The organism is Streptomyces asoensis (assembly GCF_013085465.1).
Classification (GTDB): Bacteria; Actinomycetota; Actinomycetes; order Streptomycetales; family Streptomycetaceae; genus Streptomyces; species Streptomyces cacaoi_A.
In genome coordinates, this window is sequence record NZ_CP049838.1 from 7655032 (window position 1) to 7673700 (window position 18669).

Here is an 18669-nt window from a genome sequence, read left to right on the forward strand (position 1 = left end):
CCGGTCGACCCAGGGGCCGGCTCCGGTGACGGGCCTCGCTCAGTAACCCACGTAGAACGTCGCGTCCTGCTTCTCGGTGGCCGTCGAGACCGGGTCGATGCGCAGTACGTAGTTCGCGTGCCGGATGTAGCGCGTCGGGTTGTTGTAGGAGCGGAACGACGCCCATGTGGAGTCCGCCAGGCCCGCCGTACGGTAGAACGTCGCGTCACCGGCGAACGTCGATGTGCCGTCGTTGACGTCGAGTTGGAGCTGGTAGTTGTAGTGCCGCAGGTACCGGGTCGGGTAGTTCACCGACTGGAAGGAGACCCCGGAGCTGTCGGCCAGGCCGGGGACGAGCTTCCACTGCGAGTCGGTGTACAGGTCGAAGGGGTACGTGTCGATACGGCCGACGTAGTTGGCGTGGCGGACGTAACGGTCGGGGAAGTTGTAGGACTTGAGCCGGTTCCAGGCCGGGGCGCCCCACTTGGCGACAAGGTTGCTGTACTGCGTGCTGGTGATCGTCGTGACGCCGCAGTGCTTGGAGTTCACCGGCTGGGTGTACGTCTTCTGGTCGAGCGCGGTCCAGGTGCCCGCCGAGAGGTCGGTGGACTGCCAGGCGTAGAAGACGCCGTTGGGCGTGTAGGTGTCCCCCCAGAGCCACCAGGTGCTGGAACTCAGCGACTTGACGAGGGTCGGCGCCTCGGTGCCGCCGTGGGCGACGCCCGTGTTGAAGACCGTGAAGCTGCCGGGGTCGAGCGAGCTGGACCGCGCGCCCACCAGCGTCTGGTCCTTCTTGAAGTAGAGGTAGTTGACGCCGTTCACCCCAACGGCCATGTCGCCGTCGATCACGTCGTAGCCGGGGTCGAAGAAGACCTGGGGAGCCGAGGCGGTGACGAAGTCGGTGGTGTAGTTGACCATGATCACGTTGTGGCCGCTGCCGTTCACGGCGGAGTAGATGAGCGCGTACTGACCCCGGCCCGCGTCCCAGAACGCCTCCGGCGCCCAGCTGTGGGTGTTCATGTCGTGCAGCTTCAGCCGGTGGTAGCCGGTGAAGGTGCGCAGGTCGGTCGAGTTCCACACGTGCACGTACTGGCTGACGTAACTCCAGTCGGTGCCCTTGAGGTCGGTGGCGATCACCACATAGGTGCCGTCCTGCTTGCGCAGGATGAACGGGTCGCGCAGCCCCAGCGCGCCCTCGGTGGGCGTGACCACGGGGTTGTTCTGGTTGAGGGGCATCCACTGCAACCCGTCCGTGCTGACGGCGAGGTGGAGGCCGTAGTCGGTGCCGGCGCCGAGGCTGGTCGATTCGGTGAAGTAGCCCATCACGTAGGCCGAGTCGGCCGCGTGGGCGGACGGGACGCCGAGGGTGAGGGCCAGCGGGACGGAGGCGGCCGCGCTCAGGACGAGGCGGCGGGAGGGGTGGGGTGTCATATGCGCTCCAGGGGTGCGGGGTGCCCTTTGATGCCGACCGTTGGTTCGAAATGTCGAACCAGGTTCGGTGAGTCGGTCAGAAGGTAGGGGCGGGCGGGGAACAGGTCAATCACTGGGACACGCTTGGCGGTTTCCCGCCTTGTGCCTGTGTGCGGCCCGCGGAAATTCCGGCGATCTCGGCGGCGGTCCGGGCTAGTCTCGGCGACCGTGAACAGGAGAAAGCAGAAGAAACTGACGAGGCGTCTGTTGTCGGCGGTGATGTTCGAGGGCGGTCCTCAGGTCGACCTGCTGCTGCGGGCCGGTGCCGACCCCTCGGCCGCCGATGTCGAAGGAACCACTCCGCTGTACGCGGCTTGTGTTCATGGGTCCGCCGACACCGCGCGCAGACTGCTCGAGGCCGGTGCGCCGCCCGACGCCGAGAGCGCGGGCCTGGGCGCCGAGGGAACCCCGCTGTGCGCGGCGGCCTGTTGGGGCCACATCGACGCGGTCCGCACCCTGCTCGCGCACGGCGCCGACCCCAACCTCCGCGAGGACCACGGCACCGGGCTGACCCCCCTCGAGTGGGCGACCGCGGGACCGCACCCGGAAACGGTTGCCGCACTGCGCGCCGCGGGAGCCCACTGACGGGGTCCCGGATACTCGCGGGCGGTCGGGCGGTCGGGCGGTCGGGCGGTCGGGCGGTCGGGCGGTCGGGCGGTCAGGCGGTCAGGCGGTCAGGCGGTCAGGCGGTCAGGCGGTCGGGCGGTCGGCGGGCCAATCAGTGTGCCGGCGTCGGCCGGAGTGTGACGTCTTCGATCAGCCGGTCGATCAGGGCGACCAGTACGTCCCGGCACGAGTCACGCTCCCGCGCATCGCACAGCAACACGGGAACATGTGCCGGCAACGCCAGCGACTCCTTGATCTCCTCCGTCGGGTACGGGTGCAACCCGTGGAAACCGTTTACCGCAACGACGAACGGGATACCCCGGCGCTCGAAGAAGTCGATCGCGGCGAAGCTGGACTCCGGCCTCCGCACATCGATGAGCACCACCGCCCCCAGGGCGCCGATCGCCAGGTCGTTCCACATGAACCAGAACCGCTGCTGGCCGGGCGTGCCGAAGAGATACAGCACCAGATCGTCGCCGATGGTGATCCGGCCGAAGTCCAGGGCCACGGTGGTGGACCGTTTCTCCTCGATGCCCTTCAGGTCGTCCACCTCCAGCCCGGCAACGGTCAGCGGCTCCTCCGTGCGCAGTGGCGCGATCTCACTGACCGCCCCGACCATGGTGGTCTTTCCGACGCCGAAGCCGCCGGCGATGAGGATCTTCACCGTGTCGGGTGCCGCGGCCGGCCCGGCGCTGAGGGCGGTGGGAGCGGTGGAATCAGATCCGGCCAAGGCCGTCCCTCACTTTCTCCAGCAGATCGAGATCCGGGGTGCCGGTGACGGGACGGGGCGGCCGAGCCGTGATCAGGCCGGCCTCCAGCAGGTCGCAGAGCATGATGACGACCACGCTCACCGGCAGGTCGAGATGGGCCGCGAGTTCCGCCACGGCGAGCGGCCGGGCGCACAGCCGCAGGATCCGGGTGTGCTCCGGCTGCGGCCGCGCGGCCCGCTCGGGCGGCGGGTCGACCGCGGTCACCGTCGTGATGAGCGTGAAGTCGGCACGGCTGGGCCGGGTACGGCCACCGGTGAGGGTGAACGGCCTGACGAGTCTGCCCGCTTCGTCGCCTACGCTCACCTCACCCGCCGTTGGTGCGGACGGCGGGACCGACATGGGCCCGCGGCGCCGCGCTGAGGTGCTCGCCGATCTTCTTCACCAGCATGTTCATCTGGTACGCCACCACGCCCACGTCCGCGTTCTTCCCCGCCAGTACGACGAGATGGGCCCCCGGGCCGGCCGAGGTGAGGATCAGGTAGCTGTTGGCCATCTCGATGAGCGCCTGGCGCACCGGGCCACCGCGGAAATCCATGCTGACGCCCTTGCTGAGACTCATCAGGCCGGACGCGGTCGCCGCCAGGCGTTCGGCGTCCTCACGCAGGAAACCGGTGGACTTGCTCACCACCAGCCCGTCCTCGGAGAGTACGACGGCCTGGTTCACGTCGGCGACCCGGTCCACGAGACCGGTGAGCAGCTGGTCGAGCTGGGCGTTCGTGCCGGGGATGGAGCGTGTCATCGCGAAGTCCTTCATGAGCGGTCGGCGGGCGGTGTCGAGGTCTGGGAGGTGCTCGCGGCGGTGACCGGCGGGCCGGGGTCCTCTTCGGCGGATGTTTCCTGCGGGTCGTCGAGCGACAGGTCGGCGTCGGCGTGTGCTCGAAGCGTGCCTCGCTGGAAACCGGCGAGGGAAGAGGCGGCGCGCTCCGCGGTGAAGTCGTCCGGGTAACCGTCTTCCTCGACGGCCTCAGCGGAGGCGGAATCCTCGCGCAACTCGGTGGCGAGGCTGGTCTGCGGGACCCTGCGGGGCAACGGCGTGAGACCTCCGGGCCGAGCGGCCGTACCCGGTGCCCGGGCTGCGCCGGTCGTCACCCGGCTCGACCGCAGGTCCCCACCACCCGCGACGCCTGGCGCATCGGCTGCGGCGCCTGGCGCACTGGACGCGGCGCCTGGAGTACCGGACCCGGCGACGGATGCATCGGACGCGGCGACGGATGCATCGGACGCGGCGACGGATGCATCGGACGCGGCGCCGGACGCACCGGACGCGGCGCCGGACGCACCAGCCGAGGTGACGGACGCACCAGCCGAGGTGACGGACGTCCGGGCCGGGGCCGTCACGTCCGTCGGGAGGGACGAGTCGCTCGTCGAGGACGCGATGTCCGTCGAGGGCGGGGAGTCGGCCGAGTCGGGCGCGGGGTCCCGTGAGGCCGGTCGGCTGAGTGCCGGGTCCCAGCTGCTGGCCGACGGGGACGACGAGGTGGGCGCCGGAGCCGAGGCGTCCCCTGCGGGCAAGGGAGACGCGGCCGCTTCGGTGCCCGACCTGCTGTGCTCCCGCGCCGCGTCCGGTGTGTCCCGCACGGGTGACGGGAGGTCCCTCTCCGCGGAGGGGGAACCGGCGGTCGCCGGCTCGCTGGAGTCCTCCGCGGTCGGGACCGATGGGCCGGGGCACTCGCGGACCACGATGTCGTGCGGGACCAGCACGATCGCCGTGGTCCCGCCGTACGGTGACGAGCGCAGGGTGACGGCGATGCCGTGCCGGGTCGCCAGCCGGGCGATCACGAACATGCCCAGCCGCAGGTCGTCGGCGAGCGCCACCACGTCGAACTGGGGCGGGACCGCCAACTGCGCGTTGAACGAGGCGTAGTCCTCCTCGGACATGCCGAGGCCGCGGTCCTCGACCTCGATGGCCAAGCCCCTGGCCACCAGCGCGGCCCGTACACCGACCGGGCTGGGCGCCGGCGAGTAGGACGTCGCGTTGTCGATGAGCTCGGCGAGCAGATGGATCACGTCCGCCACGGCGGGTGGCGCGATGTACACATCCTCCTCGGTGTGCACCTCGGCCCGTCGGTACTCGGCGACCTCCCCGACGGCGCTGCGCAGGATGTCGATCAGCGCAACCGGCTCCGTCCAGCTGCGTCCTGGCCGGCCGCCGCTGATGATGACGAGGTTCTCCTCGTAACGCCGCAACTGGCTTGCTGTGGAGTCCAGTTCGTAGAGTCCGTTGAGGACGTCCGGGTCCTGGTGCCGCCGCTCCAGTGCGTCGAGCTTGCTGAGCTGGAGGTTGACCAGGTTCTGGCTCTGCCGGGCGATGCCCAGGATGACCTTCTGGAAGCCGCGCCGGGTGTCGGCGAGTTCGACCGCGGTGTGCACGGCGGTGCGCTGCGCCGTGTTGAACGCCGCGGCCACCTGGCCGAGTTCGTCGCCGCCGTAGTCCAGCGGAGGGGTCGCCGACTCCACGTCGACCGTCTCGCCCCGGTCCAGCCGGGCCACGACGTCCGGGAGCCGTTCGTGCGCCAGGCTCAGCGTGGCCATCCGCAGCCCGTGCAGCCGCCGGGACAGCGAGCGGGTGATGCGCCAGGACATGCCGACGCACAGCAGCAGGGCGACGAGACCGCCGGCGCTGAGCGAGGCGGCGGTGATGAGCAGCTCGCGCGCCTCGTCCGCGCTGTGCTGGAGCAGCGCCGTGGTCTGTAGCCGGATCAGTCCCGAGTACTGGTCGGAGACCTCGATGAGCGCGGCACGCCACTGCTTCTGCACGTCCGGCAACGCGATGTCACCGTTTTCGCTCTGTTTCGCGCGGGCCGCGAGCACCTTGTCCTCGACGGACTCCAGGATCTGCCACTGGTAGCTCGTCAGGATCTTCTCGGTCTGCGTCTTCGCGGTGCCGGTGAGCGAGGGGACGATCTGGTCCTGCACGAGCCAGCGCCGGGTGTTCACCAACTGGGCGAACTCCGCCCACGTCTTCTCGTCCATCCGCTGGCGGGGCCCGGCGAGCGTGAGCTGGAGGTCCTCCTCGGAGACCAGTTCGGCCGCGTGCTCCAGGGCGACGAGCGGTCCGGCCTGTGAGGTGAGGTCGCCGTCGTCGACCTGGGACAGCTCCTGGAAGGCGTGGATCTGGTCGTCGATGATCGACGTGTACTGGTCCAGTGCCTGAGCGGCGGTGATGTCGACGGGGTCGTCCACCTGGCCCCGGTAGTACTCCAGGCTGCCCACGGAGGCGACGACCGAGTACATGCGGTCCCTGACGCGGTCGGACGCCTGCTGGATGTCGTCCGACCGGGCGACGAGCTTGGCGACCGCCGCGTCCGTCTTCTCGCGCTGTGCCTCCAGCGCGGCCCGGGAACCGGCGGGCCGCGAGGCCAGCCACACGGCGGACAGGCTGCGTTCCTGCTGGAGCATGAGCGTCGCCTCGGTGCCCATGGCACCGGTCGACCGGCTCAGTTCGGTCTGTGCGCGCAGCCGCAGCCCCTCCGCGAACATCTGGGTCGTCGTCACACCCCACATGGCGGCGAGGGTGACGCTGGGCACCAGGGCCAGCAGGATCAGGGAGAGACGTATGGAGCCGAGACGTCGGCGCCGGGCACCTGTCCGTGGAGACATAGTCGTCCTAGAGCGATCAGCGGGGGGGAGGGGGAGGAGGAGCGGGGGAGAGGGGGAGCGGTCCGGTCAGCGGGTGCCGGCGGCGGCGAAGCGGGCGACTTGGGCGACGTTGGTCTTCGTGACGAAGGCCGGGCCCGTCAGTACGGGCGACACACCGCCGCCGCTGAGGTTGCCGTTGGTCTTGTACAGCCAGAGCCCGTCGACGGCCAAGTAGCCCTGAAGATAGGGCTGTTGATCCACCGCGAACTGCACGCTGCCGTCACGGACGGCCGTGACCAGGTCCTTGTTGAGGTCGAAGGTGGCGACCTTGGCCTTGCTGCCGGCCTTCTCGGTCGCCTGCACCGCGGCGAGCGCGAACTGCGCCCCGTTGGCGATGACTTCGTCGATGTCGGGTTCCTGCCGCAGGCGAGCCGCCACGGTGGCGGTCATGGCGTCCATGTCCGTTCCGTCGACGTAGAGCATCTCGGTCTCGCCGGTGAACGTCTTCTTCACGCCCGCGCAGCGCGCCTCCAGGGCGATGTTGCCCCGTTCGTGGATGACGCACAGGGCGTGCTTCGCGCCGAGGCCGTCGAGTCTGTCGCCGACGGCGCGGCCCGCGACGCTCTCGTCCTGGCCGAAGTACTCCAGAAGGCCGGCCGAACGCCAGGCGTCGATACCCGAGTTGAGTCCGACCACGGGTATGCCGGCCGCCTTGGCCCGGGCCACCGGGTCCTTCATGGCCTGTGGTTTGGCGAGGGTCACCGCGATGCCGTCGACCCGGTCGCTGACCGCGTTCCGGACCAGCTCGGCCTGTCCGGCGGCGTCGGAGTCGCTGGCATAGGTCAGGTCGACGCCGTCCTTGGCGGCCGCGGCCTCGGCGCCCTTGCGCACCAGTTCCCAGAAGTCGTCGCCTTCGGCGCCGTGGGTGACCAGGGTGATCTTGATCCGGTCGCCCGAGCCGCCCGCCGTGTCCATGTCCGAGCCGGACGACGTGGTGCCGGAGCAGCCGGTCAGCAGGAGGAGACAGCAGGCCGCGGCAAGGGCGGTGAGGCGTGCGGATCCGAGGGGAACGGGAGCGGAGGGAGCGGGGAGGGGAGTGTTCATGGGGGGCTGCACCTCGCTGTGCGGCAGAGCAGGGAGGACGGGGCGAGCGCCGCCGGAGCGAGGGGGTGTGCACCGGCGAGAGGCATTCGTTGGCTCGGAGCCAACCGTGTGTGACCGCTGGTAGTCAAGTGAGCAACCACATGGGGTGAGGTGCTGCTGCCGCATTGTGATCCGGGACGGGGCGGCTCGCACGGGAGGGAGCATATCCGCAGCTGAATTGACTGATCGTCAATCGGTCGGTGTGGTTCAGGGCTTGCGGGCCACCGCCCCGTACATCGCGATGTCCGCGTCACGGACGACCTCTGTGCCGGTGCCGTCGGGACGCCAGTGGTGGACCTGGACGATCCCGGGGTCGACCAGGTCGAGGCCGGTGAAGAACTCCGCCGCCTCCGCCCGGGTGCGCAGCCGCATCGGCATGCCGCGGGCCGCGTACTCACGGGCGACGCGGCCGACCTCCTCGGGCGCGAAGTCCGCGGTGCCGATGGACATCGCCAGGTGGCTGCCCGAGGGCAACGGGTCGAGCAGGCGGCGGACGATGCCGACGGCGTCGTGCTCGTCGAGCAGGAAGTGGACGATCACGGTGAGGGCGACGGGCCGGTCCGGATCCAGTGCCGTACGGAACTCCGGCGCGGCCAGGATGCCCGCCGGGTCGCGCATGTCGGCCTCCAGGTAGGCCGTGCGGCCCTCGGGCGTGCTGCTCATCAGGTTCCGGGACAGGTCCAGGACGAGGGGGTCGTTGTCGACGTAGACCACCCGGGAGCCGGGGGCCGCCGCCTGGGCGATCTCGTGGATGTTGGGAGAGGTGGGGATGCCGCTGCCGATGTCGAGGAACTGGCGTATCCCGGCCTCCCGGGCGAGGTGGCGCACGGCGCGGTTCATGAAGTCGCGGTTGGCCCGCATGTGGACGGGAAGCGCGGGCCACTCCCGGACCATCGCGTCCCCGGCCTCGCGGTCCGCAGGGAAGTGGTCCTTGCCGCCGATGATGTAGTCGTAGATCCGAGCGGAGTGCGCGGTCCCGGTGTCGACGGCGTCGTTCTCGGGCCTGGTTTCGGCGCCGGTCATTTCACCGCTGTCCATTGCGTCGCTGTCCATGCGTCCCAACCTCCCACTTATGAACGACGGTTGGGCCGGAAGGTGCGTTTCCGCGCCGGCTGGACCTTGGGGACGGAGCACGGCGAGGTGACCGCTCCCGCGAACGGCACGGCGAACGTCACCGCGAACCCGGCGCAGACCGTGACCGCCCCGGCGGGGCCTTTCGCGACGGCACACCGAAGGCCCCGAGGGCCGAAACGCAGGCCCAGCCCTCGTCCCCGGTTCTCCTGCGGCTCTTCGCGCTCTCTTCCCGCGCTCCTAGTCCTCCTGGACCTCCTCGCTCTCCTCCGCTTCGTCTTCTTCCTCTCCCTCGAAGAAGTCACCGATCTCGTCGACCGCTTCGGCCGCCACCATGCCGCCGACGACCCCCACGGCCGCCCCCGCCGCACCCGCGGCGACCGCCGTACTCACGCCGGGCCCGGAGCCGTGGACGGCGACGTGGCCGGCCAGGTGGTCGGCGTGCGGCGCGGAGTGGACGTACGCCTGCGCGTCGTACGCCTCCCGGTGCTCGGTCAGCCGGCGGATCCAGCCGTCGACCTCGCTGTTCCAGTCGAGGACGGGCACGTCCTCGTGGCGCACGGTGAAGCGGGTCAGCGCGTCGTGGCCGGGGGTGAGCGGGCCGCCGCGCTTGTCGGCCTCCAGCACGACCTCCAGGCCGGACGCGGTGGCGAGGAAGGTCAGCTCGATCTCGGTCACCGCGTGCGCGTACCGCGGGGGAGGGGTGAGCTCGATCTCCTGGTAGAACGGCAGCCGTTGTCCCGTGCCCCCGATACGGCCGTGCTCCAGGTCGGCGGAGCGGAAGCCGAACGCGAGCTGCCCGAGCGCTTCGAGGACCGCCTCCTGCACGGGCAGTGGGCGGACGGTGAGCGGGTCGAGATCGCCCCGGTCGCGGGCGTCGGCCACCGCGAGCTCGGTGCGCACGCCCAGGACGACGCCCAGCGGCTGCCCGTACAGTTCGGTGACCGGTGTCTCCCAGGGCACCGTGACCGAGAACGGCACACTGCGTTCCTCGTTCGCGCCGAGCCGGAAGCCGCCACCGACGACATACCGATCGAAGGCGACGGTGCCCTCGCTCTCGCCCTCCTCGTGCTCCGCCTCGACGCGTGCCAGCAGCTCCAGACAGATCTCCTCGATCTCCACGGCCGCGCCGCCGCCCCGCAGCCGGACCTGACCCGACAGTGCCCCACCGGGCAGCACCCCCTCGCCGTCGAGCACCGTGTCCACCGAGGGGCCGCCTACGCCGATCGCCCCGAGCAGCCGTTTGAACACCATGCCGCTGTCGCTCCTTCACGCCGAACCCATTGCCTCGAACCCATCGCAGTGATCTTCCGCTGAACTCGCTGCGACGGCAAAGAAGTTCCCAAGTCACCTGTTCGAATGACGTGCGGTGGCGGGGTGACGAAACCGGCGGGGCCGGGCGCGGCCTGCTGTACGCAGGTCGTGCCGGCCCCGCCGGTGAAGTGACGTACGGCCGTGTGTCCCGTCCGCGCGTCGGGTCCGCGAGCGTCCGCGGGTCAGGCGGGTTCCCCCGCTCCGGGCAGCGGGCCGTCCTGCCGGACGGACTCGGCCGTCCGCGTCTCCTTGCCCCGCTGTCGGCGGCTCTGGCGCGGTTCCTGGTCGGGCAGCCAGCCGAAGGACAGGCTGCTGCCCACGGCACCCATCAGGAGGCCGATGACGAAGCCGCCGATGTTGGAGGTGAGCCAGGTGCCCAGGGAGAGCAGGATGGCGATGATCGAGTAGAACAGCCGCTGGGTCGGGTTGAAGATGATCAGCAGACCGCAGAGCACCATCAGGGTGGGCAGGAGGTAACCCGCCAGGCCCTGCATACCCACATGAAGGATCACCGGGAGCGGTGCCTTCATGGTCACCAGGATCTCGGCGCCGCCCAGGACGAGCAGCACGCCGCCCGCGAAGGGCCGGTGGCCTCTCCACCCGCGGAAGCGGTCCCGCCACTGGGTGAAGGTCATTACTTGCAGCCCTCGCTCGAGAAGCTCATCTTCAGTCCGGGAAGCTTGAAGACGGCAGCGGTGGCTGCGTAGTTGTGCTGGTACAGGTCCTTGATGACGACCGTGTCCGCCTGCTGGCCGTAGACACCCGCGGGGCCCTGGATCGGGACCTTGTCGAAGGTGCTGGAGTCGCGGCCGATCTCGATGTTGTTGAACTCGGCGTCGCCCGAGATCTCGTCGGAGTCGATGGCCAGGTTCTTCACGCTCACCGGGGTGGACCCGCCGCCGGCCCTGAGGATGAGCTGGATGCCGCCGAGGTCGACGCTCTGGCACATGTTGGTGATCTTGCCGTTCTTCACGACCGAGGTGACGACCAGGACCTGACCGCCGGTGTCGCCCTGGTTGGGGCTGTTCTCGATCATGTTGTCCAGGCCGCCGAACTGCGCGAAGCCCTCACCGTCGAGCCTGTCGGCGGTGACCACGAACGGCATGCCGGAGATCGCGAACTGCACGCCCAGGGCGCCCTGCGCGGTGAGGACCGCGAGCCCCGCGGCGACGAAGGTGGCGGGCACCGCCATGACGGCGGCCCGGCGCAGCCGGACCCGGCCGCGTCTCGTTGCGGAACCGCTTTCGGGGTTCTCAGGGGTGTTGTCGGCGGACGAAGTGACGTCCGGGGACGAGGCCATGTCTGCTCCCATGCGCTTAGTCATGCGGGTTGGGCTTCAGTGGCACGTTGTCCTGGCGCGGACAGCGGCTGCCGCGCACGCCTCCTCGCGACTCCCGGAAACCGCAAGGGCTTTCTGGTTACGCAGCAGTAGCCGTCGAGGAAGTTACCGATGGTTACACCAACCGGTCAAGGGAGATGTGGAAAAAGAGTGTTCATTATGTGCCGCCTGTGGGTCACATGCCCCGACGGGCTTTCGCATATATCTGTCGGGCAATCAACTTTGTTTCAGAGCCTTGACGTTGACAGACCATCAGGTCTACAACTCTCCCTGGCTCAGCCGGGATCCGTGGCGCCGGATCCGCAGCGTGGCGACATCGCCGCGCTCCCGGACGCTTTTCAGCCAGTACGGGCCACTCGGTCCCGAGCTCGATCCCATTACGGCACCGGTACGGCCGCTTCCCCCTGCGGGCCGCGACCGGTCGCCCCTCCCCGCCCGGCCCGGCCGGAGTCACTCGCCAGTGCCTTCGGTCGGTCACCGGCCGGCCGCCGTTGCCGGTCCGTCACGTACGGAGAAGGCGTCACGGGCCGGCGACGGCGGACGCCGATCAGCGTCCCCTCCTGTTGCGACAAGCGACGCGCCGGTTCACCCCCCACCGACCCCCCCCCCCCCCCGAATAAAGCCCCACTTGAGAAAGAGGCACCCGCATGCGCACCCGCTCCCTCCTCGCCCTCGCAGGTACTGTCGCCGCCCTCTCGCTCACCGCCGTCACCCCGGCCTCCGCGGCCGGCGCGGTGCTGACGACCGCCAACGGCGACGTCGCCGTCGGTGACGTCCTCAACGCCTCCCTCGCCAGCGGCACGGCCGCCACGCTGTACTCCAGCGCGACCGGCACCAGCGGCGTCTCCTGTGCCACGTCCGGGTTCAGCGCCACCGTCACCGACAACCCCACCGCGCCCGGCACCGCCACCGAGTCGCTCACCGCGCACACCTTCAGCAACTGCACCGCGAACGTCGTCGGCGTGCTCGGCGTCACCAGCATCACGGTCAACAACCTGTCCTACACCACGAGCGTGGCCTCGGACGGCACCGTCACCGTGACCCCGCCGAGCGGCTCCACCATCCAGACCACGGTCGTGCTGCGCACCCTGCTGGGCAGCATCAACTGCGTCTACCAGGCGCCCAGCCTGACCGGCGTGGCGAGCAACGCCGACAACAGCATCACCTTCACCAGCCAGCAGTTCACCAAGTCGTCCGGCTCTTCGCTCTGCTTCGCGAACGGCTACTTCACCGCCAAGTACGCCCCGGTGACCGACGCGGGCGCGGCCGTCACCGTCAACTGAACACCGTCACGTCAACCGAACACCGTCCGTGCGACTGATCGGCCGACGCACAACCGGGCACCGGAGTAACGGAGTTCAGCGTCGACGCAGGCGCACGACGAGGGCGGCGCCGCCGGTGAGCACCAACACCGCAGCGGCGCCGCCCGCCAGCATCGGCGCGGACGGCCCGGAGCCGGACCCGGTGGCGGACGCCACCGGGGTGGTCTCGGGACTGGCCGCGGCGGCCTGGGCGGGTGTGGCGCCGGACGCGGTCGACACCGACGGAGCGGCGGACGGCGAGCCGGGCGTCGTGCTCGCGGACGCCACGGGCGTGGCCGAAGCGGGCGCCTTCGCCGTCGGGCTGCTCTCCGGCTTGCTTTGTGAAACCGCTTCCGGGAACACCACGTCCGAGCATGAGTAGTACGTGTCCGGCGTGCTGCTGTTCTGCCAGATCGTGTAGAGCATCTGACGTCCCGTCCGGTCGGCGGGCAGCTTCGCCGTGAGGTGGTAGGCGCCGTCCGTCAGCGCCGGGTCCTTGACCTCGGCGAACGGACTCGTCGGCAGGTCGGACCAGGTGAGCGGCTTCGACGGGTCGTACCCCGGCTTCGTCAGATACAGCTTGAACGTGCCGGTGTGCGCGATCGTCGAGGCATACGTCATGCGCAGTGTCCCGCCCGGGGTGAGCCGGGTCGACGGCCAGTCGGCGCGGGCGAGGTCGAGCCCCTTGTACGCGGACAGGCCACCGCTGCACAGCTGTCCGTCGGGAATGGCCTGCCGGTCGCGGCCGTTCACGTTCGCCACCCGCAGGTTGTCCCACGCGGCGAAAGAGGTGCCGTTGGCGTCGATGGCCGCCCGGCAGGCCGCGGTCCTCGCGTCGGCTCCGCCTTCGGGGGAGCAGGCGTACACCCGGCTGACCGGATCCGTGGGGGCGCCGTGCGCCTGGGCCGGTCCGGCGGCCCACAGGCCCAGCAGGAGCGGGCTCACGGCGGCGGCCGCCAGAGCTGCGGTGCGATGTGCGGTCGTGCGGGGCATCGGGGACGTCTCCTCGGCCGGCGCGGGAACGGTCTGTTGTGAGTACGGGAATCCGGTCCGGCGCGTTCAGTGCGCCGCCCGGGGGCTGCCGCGCCGCCCGGACACGATCAAATCGGGCGTTCGCTGACCGATAGTGGTCGTCGAGGGTGGGTTTTTGGCCGGATCGAGGGTTTCCCCTGTATCCGGATGACTGATCCTTTGCCTATCGTTCCTGCACAGCCGACCCACAGGTAACCCCGACGGGGTCGGTTCCCGCGCCTGGCCGGCCTTTCGCGCTGCTCTTCGATGCACCCCCCGCCGCTTCCCCGCCGAAGCGAATCGACCGCCGCTCCGCCCTGTCCGGAGTCGGTTACGAAAGGCACGCCCTTGCGCACCTCACCCGCCCTGAGACGGAAGCTGATATCCGTCGCCGCGGCCTCCGCGGCCCTGCTCACCGCCGCGTCGACCGCTTCGGCCGTCGCCGCCCAGGAAACCGTTTCCCAGGGTTCCGCCGTCCCCGCCGCCCAGACCGAGGCCGCGCCCGGCACCCCGGCCGAGCGACTCATCGTCGGTTACAAGTCCGGTGCCGCCGAGGCCAGGTCGAACCCGGCCGCCGAGGCCGACGCCGCTGCCAAGGGCGAGAAGACCGGCGAGGACGTCGACTTCCAGCGCCGTCTCGGCACCGGCGCCGCCCTGGTCGACCTGGGTGACGACCTCACGAAGGCGGATGTCGCCGACGTCGTCGCCCAGTACCGGGCGGACCCGCAGGTCGCCTACGTCGTCCCGGACCGGCTGAACAAGCCGAAGGCCGACCCGAACGACACCGAGTACACCAAGCAGTGGGACCTCTTCGAGTCCACCGCCGGTATGAACGTGCCGGGCGCCTGGGCCACTTCGACGGGCACCGGTGTCACCGTCGCCGTCATCGACACCGGTTACGTCGCGCACACCGACCTCGCCGCGAACATCGTCGGCGGCTACGACTTCATCGCCGACACCGCGGTCTCCGTCGACGGCGACGGCCGCGACAGCAACCCGGCCGACCCGGGCGACTACTACGCCGCCAACGAGTGCGGCTCCGGCATTCCTGCCGGCAACTCCTCCTGGCACGGCACCCACGTGGCCGGCACCATCGCCGCCGTCACGAACAACAACAAGGGTGTCGCGGGCATCGCGTACGGCGCGAAGATCTCGCCGGTCCGGGTGCTCGGCAAGTGCGGGGGCTACGACTCCGACATCATCGACGCGATCACCTGGGCGTCCGGCGGTACCGTTTCCGGTGTTCCCGCCAACTCCAACGTCGCCAAGGTCATCAACATGAGTCTGGGCGGCGACGGGGCCTGCACCTCGGCGACCCAGAGCGCGATCACCGCCGCCGTGAACCGGGGTACGACCGTCGTGGTGGCCGCCGGCAACGAGAGCGACAACGTCGCGAACCACTCGCCGGGCAACTGCAACAACGTCATCTCGGTCGCGGCGACCAACCGCACCGGCGCCAAGGCGTCCTACTCCAACTACGGCTCCCTCGTGGACATCTCGGCGCCCGGCGGCCAGACCAGCACCGGCACCGCGAACGGCATCCTGTCCACCCTGAACTCCGGGACCAAGACGCCGTCGAGCGAGTCGTACGCCTACTACCAGGGCACCAGCATGGCCACCCCGCACATCGCGGGCCTGGTCGCGCTGGTCAAGTCGGCGAACTCCGCGCTGACCCCCGCGCAGATCGAGACGGCCATCAAGAACAACGCCCGTGCCCTGCCCGGAGCCTGCTCCGGTGGCTGCGGCGCGGGTCTGGCGGACGCGGCCAGGACGGTGCAGGCGGTGAGCGGCTCCGGCGGCTCCACGGGGGGCACCACCTTCTCCAACACGACCGCGGTCCCGATCCCGGACAACGGTTCCGCCATCGAGTCCTCGATCGCCGTCAGCGGCCGCACGGGCAACGCCCCGACCGCCCTTCAGGTCGGCGTCGACATCACCCACACCTACCGCGGCGACCTGGTGATCGACCTCGTCGCGCCCGACGGCACCGCCTACCGGCTGAAGGCGGCCAGCTCCTCGGACTCCGCCGACAACGTCAGCGCCACCTACTCGGTGAACGCTTCCGGCGAGACCGCCAACGGCACCTGGAAGCTGCGCGTCCAGGACACCGCCGCGCAGGACACCGGCAAGCTCAACAGCTGGCAGCTGACCTTCTGAGGAAACTCGCTGCTCGCCGCTTGCGACGAACGGGCGGGCCGGCCGGTGTGGATGGACACCGGCCGGCCCGCCCTCTGCCTGTTTCTGCCTGTTTCCGGCGAAGCCTCTTTCTGCCTGTTTCCGTGCGAGGCCGTGGCGTGGGCTCCGGTGCTTTCGGTAAGTGCCCAGCAGCGGCGACGAGTTGCCTGTGCGTTTCCAGCCGTTTCTGCGAAAAACAAACCGGTTGCCTCGCACAGAGAAGCCGCCCGAAAGGTGTGCTCTGGAGGGTGCCGTGGGAACCTCGGTATGCGGTTACACGTGTCGGTCGAGTGTTCCGGCATCCTGTCCTTGAGAGGCTCACAAGCGGAAACCGCGCACCCCGTCTCTTTTGATTCCGTCTCGATTATGCCTCCGGTACGTTCTCTGTGGGAGGCTTCCGGTAGCGGGCCAGCCGTGGCGCACAAGTCGGGTGAGCGTAGGGGCCGTCGGCGGTCTTCACTCCCATGGCCAATACAGTCTTACCGTGAGCTATTGTGTACGGGGGGTAAGAAAAAACGGCATGACCCGTTCGTTACCGGCCCGGGAGAGTACCAGTCGATGGCGAGGCAGTTACGCGCCGAACAGACCCGCACGACGATCATCACGGCCGCCGCCGACCTGTTCGACCGGCACGGCTACGAGTCGACAAGCCTCAGTGACATCGTCGCGCACGCCCATGTCACCAAGGGCGCCCTCTACTTCCACTTCGCGGCGAAGGAGGATCTGGCCCACGCCATCATGGAGTTGCAGTCCTCGGCCTCACGCCGGATCGCCGGCGAGATCGACGACCGGGGCTACGCCTCGCTCGAAGCCCTGATGCGCCTGACGTTCGCCCTGACGCGGCTGTCGGTCGAAGGCCCGATCACCCGGGCCGGCCTGCGGCTCGCCACGGGGGGAGTGGCGGTCCGACCGCCCTTGTCGCATCCCTTCGTGGAGTTGCTGGACCTGATCTCCCGGCGGCTCGGCGGCGCGCTCAAGGAGTCCGACATCCATCCGGACGTCGACGTCGACGCCGTGGCGCACTCCCTGGTCTGCTTCTTCGTCGGCACCCGAGTCGTCGGCCGCTCCCGCGAACCCGCGGGCCGGCTGCCCCGCCGGATGGCCGAGATGTGGCACGTCCTCATCCGCGGCCTGGTACCGGTACCGCGCCGACCGCGCTATCTCAGCCTCGCGGCACGCCTGGAGCGGGAGATCATGGCGGTGGTGTGAGGGGCGCGCGGGTGCGCAATCCTTGGCCCTTGGCCCTTGGCCCTTGGCCCTTGGCCCTTGGCCCTTGGCCCTTGGCCCTTGGCCCTTGGCCCCTAGTTCTTGGCGCTTGGTGCTCGGTCCTTGGTGCCTGATGCGAGGGGCTCGGGCGGCGCAGCCGTGGCGCGGGTGACGGTCGGCCCGAGCGGTGCGCCCCCGGGATACGGTGAGCCGCATGTCCGACACCCCCGCGCCGCCCGTGATCCTCGGCGACGAGCCCGGCTCGTTCCCTCACAGCGTCCTGGCCGAACGGCATCCGGCGATCATCCAGCAGGTGCGGGAGGCGTTCCCCTACGGTCCCGACATTCACCGGAGTCTGGACGCGCTGCTGGACAACTGCACCAAGGGCGTGATCGAACCGCTTTCCGCCGGCGCGCCCGACCGGGACCGGTGGCGGACCTGGGGTCTCGACGCGTACGCCGGCCGATCCTGGTTCGACGTGCCCTGGCTGTGGTCGGAGAGTTACTTCTACCGTCAACTCCTCGATGCGGTCGGCTACTTCGGGCCCGGCCCCTGGCAGGGCATCGACCCGTTCCGCCCCTTCAAGCTCGCCGAACTCGAAGCAACCGAGACCGACGAGGAGTTGACCGCGCTCGACACCCTCGAGGGCCGCCCGGTCGACGAGCGGGCCCGCGCCCTCCTGCACGGCTCCCTCTGGGGCAACCGCGCCGACCTCGGCTTCCGGCTGTCCGACGTCGAGGCGGAGAAGCGGGCCGCCGTATCCGGGTTGGTCGCCGACGACAGCGAGACGCTGTGGTCGCTGCTGCCGACTGCGGATGCGGATACGTATACGGAGGCCGGTACGGAAACAGGTTCCGAAACCGGTACCAGTATCGATACAGGCGTCGGCACAGCCACAGCCACAGGCGTCGGCACAGGCACAGGCACAGGCACTGGCACCGGCACCCTGTGCCTGGTCGCCGACAACGCGGGCCGGGAGCTCATCCCCGATCTGCTCCTGGCCGCACATCTTCTCGCGCACGGGCGGTGCGGTCGCGTCGTGCTGCACGTCAAGCCGTACCCGTACTACGTCTCCGACGCCACCACGGCCGATGTCGTCGACGCGCTCAGGAAGCTGACGGCCGCGCCGGGAGCGGCCGCCGGCCACGGGCGGCGACTCTGGGCGGCCATGGCCGACGGCACCCTCGCGGTGCGCGCCCATCCCTTCTCCGCCGCCCCGCTGCCCTACGCCGCGATGCCGGACGACCTGCGGGCCGAGTTCGCGGCGGCCTCCCTGACGATCGTGAAGGGCGACCTCAACTACCGTCGTCTGGTGGGCGACAGCCGCTGGAACCCGACCACCCCGTTCGCCGATGTCACCGCCTACTTCCCCGGCCCGGTCGCGGCTCTGCGCACCCTGAAGTCCGACGTGATCACCGGCCTCGACGCCGGCACCGAGGCTGCCCTGGTCGCCGCCGAGGGGCAGCGCTGGCGCACCGGAGGAACGCACGCGCTGATCCAGGTACGGGACTGACGCCCGCGACCGGAGCGCCCGCCGCGGCCCGCCCCGCGTCAACGGCGCCGCGCGACGACGTCCGGGCAGGTGGCGCGGGGGCCGCGCGGACGGATACGCCAAGTCCCGTACGGTTCACGGCTTCCCGCCCGATTCACGCGATGGTGTGATCATGTGTCGCCCCGGGGATGGCGGCGCGGACCCCCGGGTAGG

General features: G+C 70.1%; 16 protein-coding genes. 5 read left to right on the top strand and 11 right to left on the bottom strand.

All coding sequences use genetic code 11. The features are described 5' to 3' along the window. Positions 1-39 precede the first annotated feature (39 nt). Entirely contained in the window at positions 40-1410 is a 1371-nt protein-coding gene (locus G9272_RS34365) for a glycoside hydrolase family 43 protein (RefSeq protein WP_171400117.1), read from the bottom strand. A 207-nt stretch (positions 1411-1617) separates the two neighbouring features. On the opposite strand from G9272_RS34365, the gene G9272_RS34370 reads away from it, so the two are divergent. Next, positions 1618-2034 (top strand): ankyrin repeat domain-containing protein, encoded by a 417-nt coding sequence (locus tag G9272_RS34370; RefSeq protein ID WP_171400118.1) that lies wholly within the window; start codon positions 1618-1620, stop codon positions 2032-2034. 133 nt (positions 2035-2167) lie between these two features. Here G9272_RS34370 and G9272_RS34375 read toward each other — a convergent pair whose 3' ends face one another. The 9 genes from G9272_RS34375 to G9272_RS34415 all read right to left on the bottom strand — a co-directional run bounded on the left by G9272_RS34375 (position 2168) and on the right by G9272_RS34415 (position 11232). After that, on the bottom strand, positions 2168-2785 hold the full coding sequence (locus G9272_RS34375; protein WP_171400119.1) for a GTP-binding protein: 618 nt from the start codon (positions 2783-2785) through the stop codon (positions 2168-2170). Beyond that, positions 2772-3128, bottom strand: a complete 357-nt coding sequence (locus G9272_RS34380) for a DUF742 domain-containing protein (protein WP_171400120.1) — start codon at positions 3126-3128, stop codon at positions 2772-2774. Before G9272_RS34380 ends, G9272_RS34375 begins: the two co-directional genes overlap by 14 nt. A gap of 1 nt (position 3129) precedes the next feature. After that, the gene (locus tag G9272_RS34385; RefSeq protein ID WP_171400121.1) at positions 3130-3564 is read right to left on the bottom strand and encodes a roadblock/LC7 domain-containing protein; all 435 of its coding nucleotides are present in this window, start codon (positions 3562-3564) and stop codon (positions 3130-3132) included. An 11-nt stretch (positions 3565-3575) separates the two neighbouring features. Continuing rightward, a complete protein-coding gene (locus G9272_RS34390) occupies positions 3576-6425 on the bottom strand; it encodes a sensor histidine kinase (protein WP_171400122.1) in 2850 nt (949 codons plus the stop codon). A 66-nt stretch (positions 6426-6491) separates the two neighbouring features. Continuing rightward, positions 6492-7508, bottom strand: a complete 1017-nt coding sequence (locus G9272_RS34395) for a substrate-binding domain-containing protein (RefSeq protein ID WP_171400123.1) — start codon at positions 7506-7508, stop codon at positions 6492-6494. Between the two features lie 246 nt (positions 7509-7754). Further along, positions 7755-8600 carry an SAM-dependent methyltransferase gene (locus G9272_RS34400; RefSeq protein WP_437184334.1) on the bottom strand — a complete coding sequence of 282 codons (846 nt, stop codon included), beginning with the start codon at positions 8598-8600 and terminating at the stop codon, positions 7755-7757. Between the two features lie 258 nt (positions 8601-8858). Then, positions 8859-9872 carry a sporulation protein gene (locus G9272_RS34405; protein ID WP_171400124.1) on the bottom strand — a complete coding sequence of 338 codons (1014 nt, stop codon included), beginning with the start codon at positions 9870-9872 and terminating at the stop codon, positions 8859-8861. Positions 9873-10114: 242 nt separating this feature from the next. Next, positions 10115-10567, bottom strand: coding sequence for a DUF6114 domain-containing protein (locus G9272_RS34410; RefSeq protein WP_171400125.1), 453 nt, complete (start codon positions 10565-10567; stop codon positions 10115-10117). Then, positions 10567-11232 carry a DUF6230 family protein gene (locus G9272_RS34415; protein WP_171400126.1) on the bottom strand — a complete coding sequence of 222 codons (666 nt, stop codon included), beginning with the start codon at positions 11230-11232 and terminating at the stop codon, positions 10567-10569. Before G9272_RS34415 ends, G9272_RS34410 begins: the two co-directional genes overlap by 1 nt. A gap of 686 nt (positions 11233-11918) precedes the next feature. Between G9272_RS34415 and G9272_RS34420 the strand changes: the two genes are divergently transcribed. Then, a complete protein-coding gene (locus G9272_RS34420; RefSeq protein WP_171400127.1) occupies positions 11919-12554 on the top strand; it encodes a Tat pathway signal sequence domain protein in 636 nt (211 codons plus the stop codon). A gap of 75 nt (positions 12555-12629) precedes the next feature. Here the strand turns inward: G9272_RS34420 and G9272_RS34425 are convergent, their stop codons facing one another. Next, positions 12630-13565, bottom strand: a complete 936-nt coding sequence (locus G9272_RS34425; RefSeq protein WP_171400128.1) for a lytic polysaccharide monooxygenase auxiliary activity family 9 protein — start codon at positions 13563-13565, stop codon at positions 12630-12632. Positions 13566-13931: 366 nt separating this feature from the next. Here G9272_RS34425 and G9272_RS34430 point away from each other — a divergent pair, with 366 nt between their 5' ends. The 3 genes from G9272_RS34430 (at position 13932) to G9272_RS34440 (ending at position 18477) form a co-directional block, all read left to right on the top strand. Continuing rightward, positions 13932-15740 (top strand): S8 family peptidase, encoded by a 1809-nt coding sequence (locus tag G9272_RS34430; protein ID WP_171400129.1) that lies wholly within the window; start codon positions 13932-13934, stop codon positions 15738-15740. Positions 15741-16316: 576 nt separating this feature from the next. Further along, the gene (locus G9272_RS34435; RefSeq protein WP_171400130.1) at positions 16317-16967 is read left to right on the top strand and encodes a ScbR family autoregulator-binding transcription factor; all 651 of its coding nucleotides are present in this window, start codon (positions 16317-16319) and stop codon (positions 16965-16967) included. Positions 16968-17178: 211 nt separating this feature from the next. After that, positions 17179-18477, top strand: a complete 1299-nt coding sequence (locus tag G9272_RS34440) for a damage-control phosphatase ARMT1 family protein (RefSeq protein ID WP_171400131.1) — start codon at positions 17179-17181, stop codon at positions 18475-18477. Positions 18478-18669 lie beyond the last annotated feature (192 nt).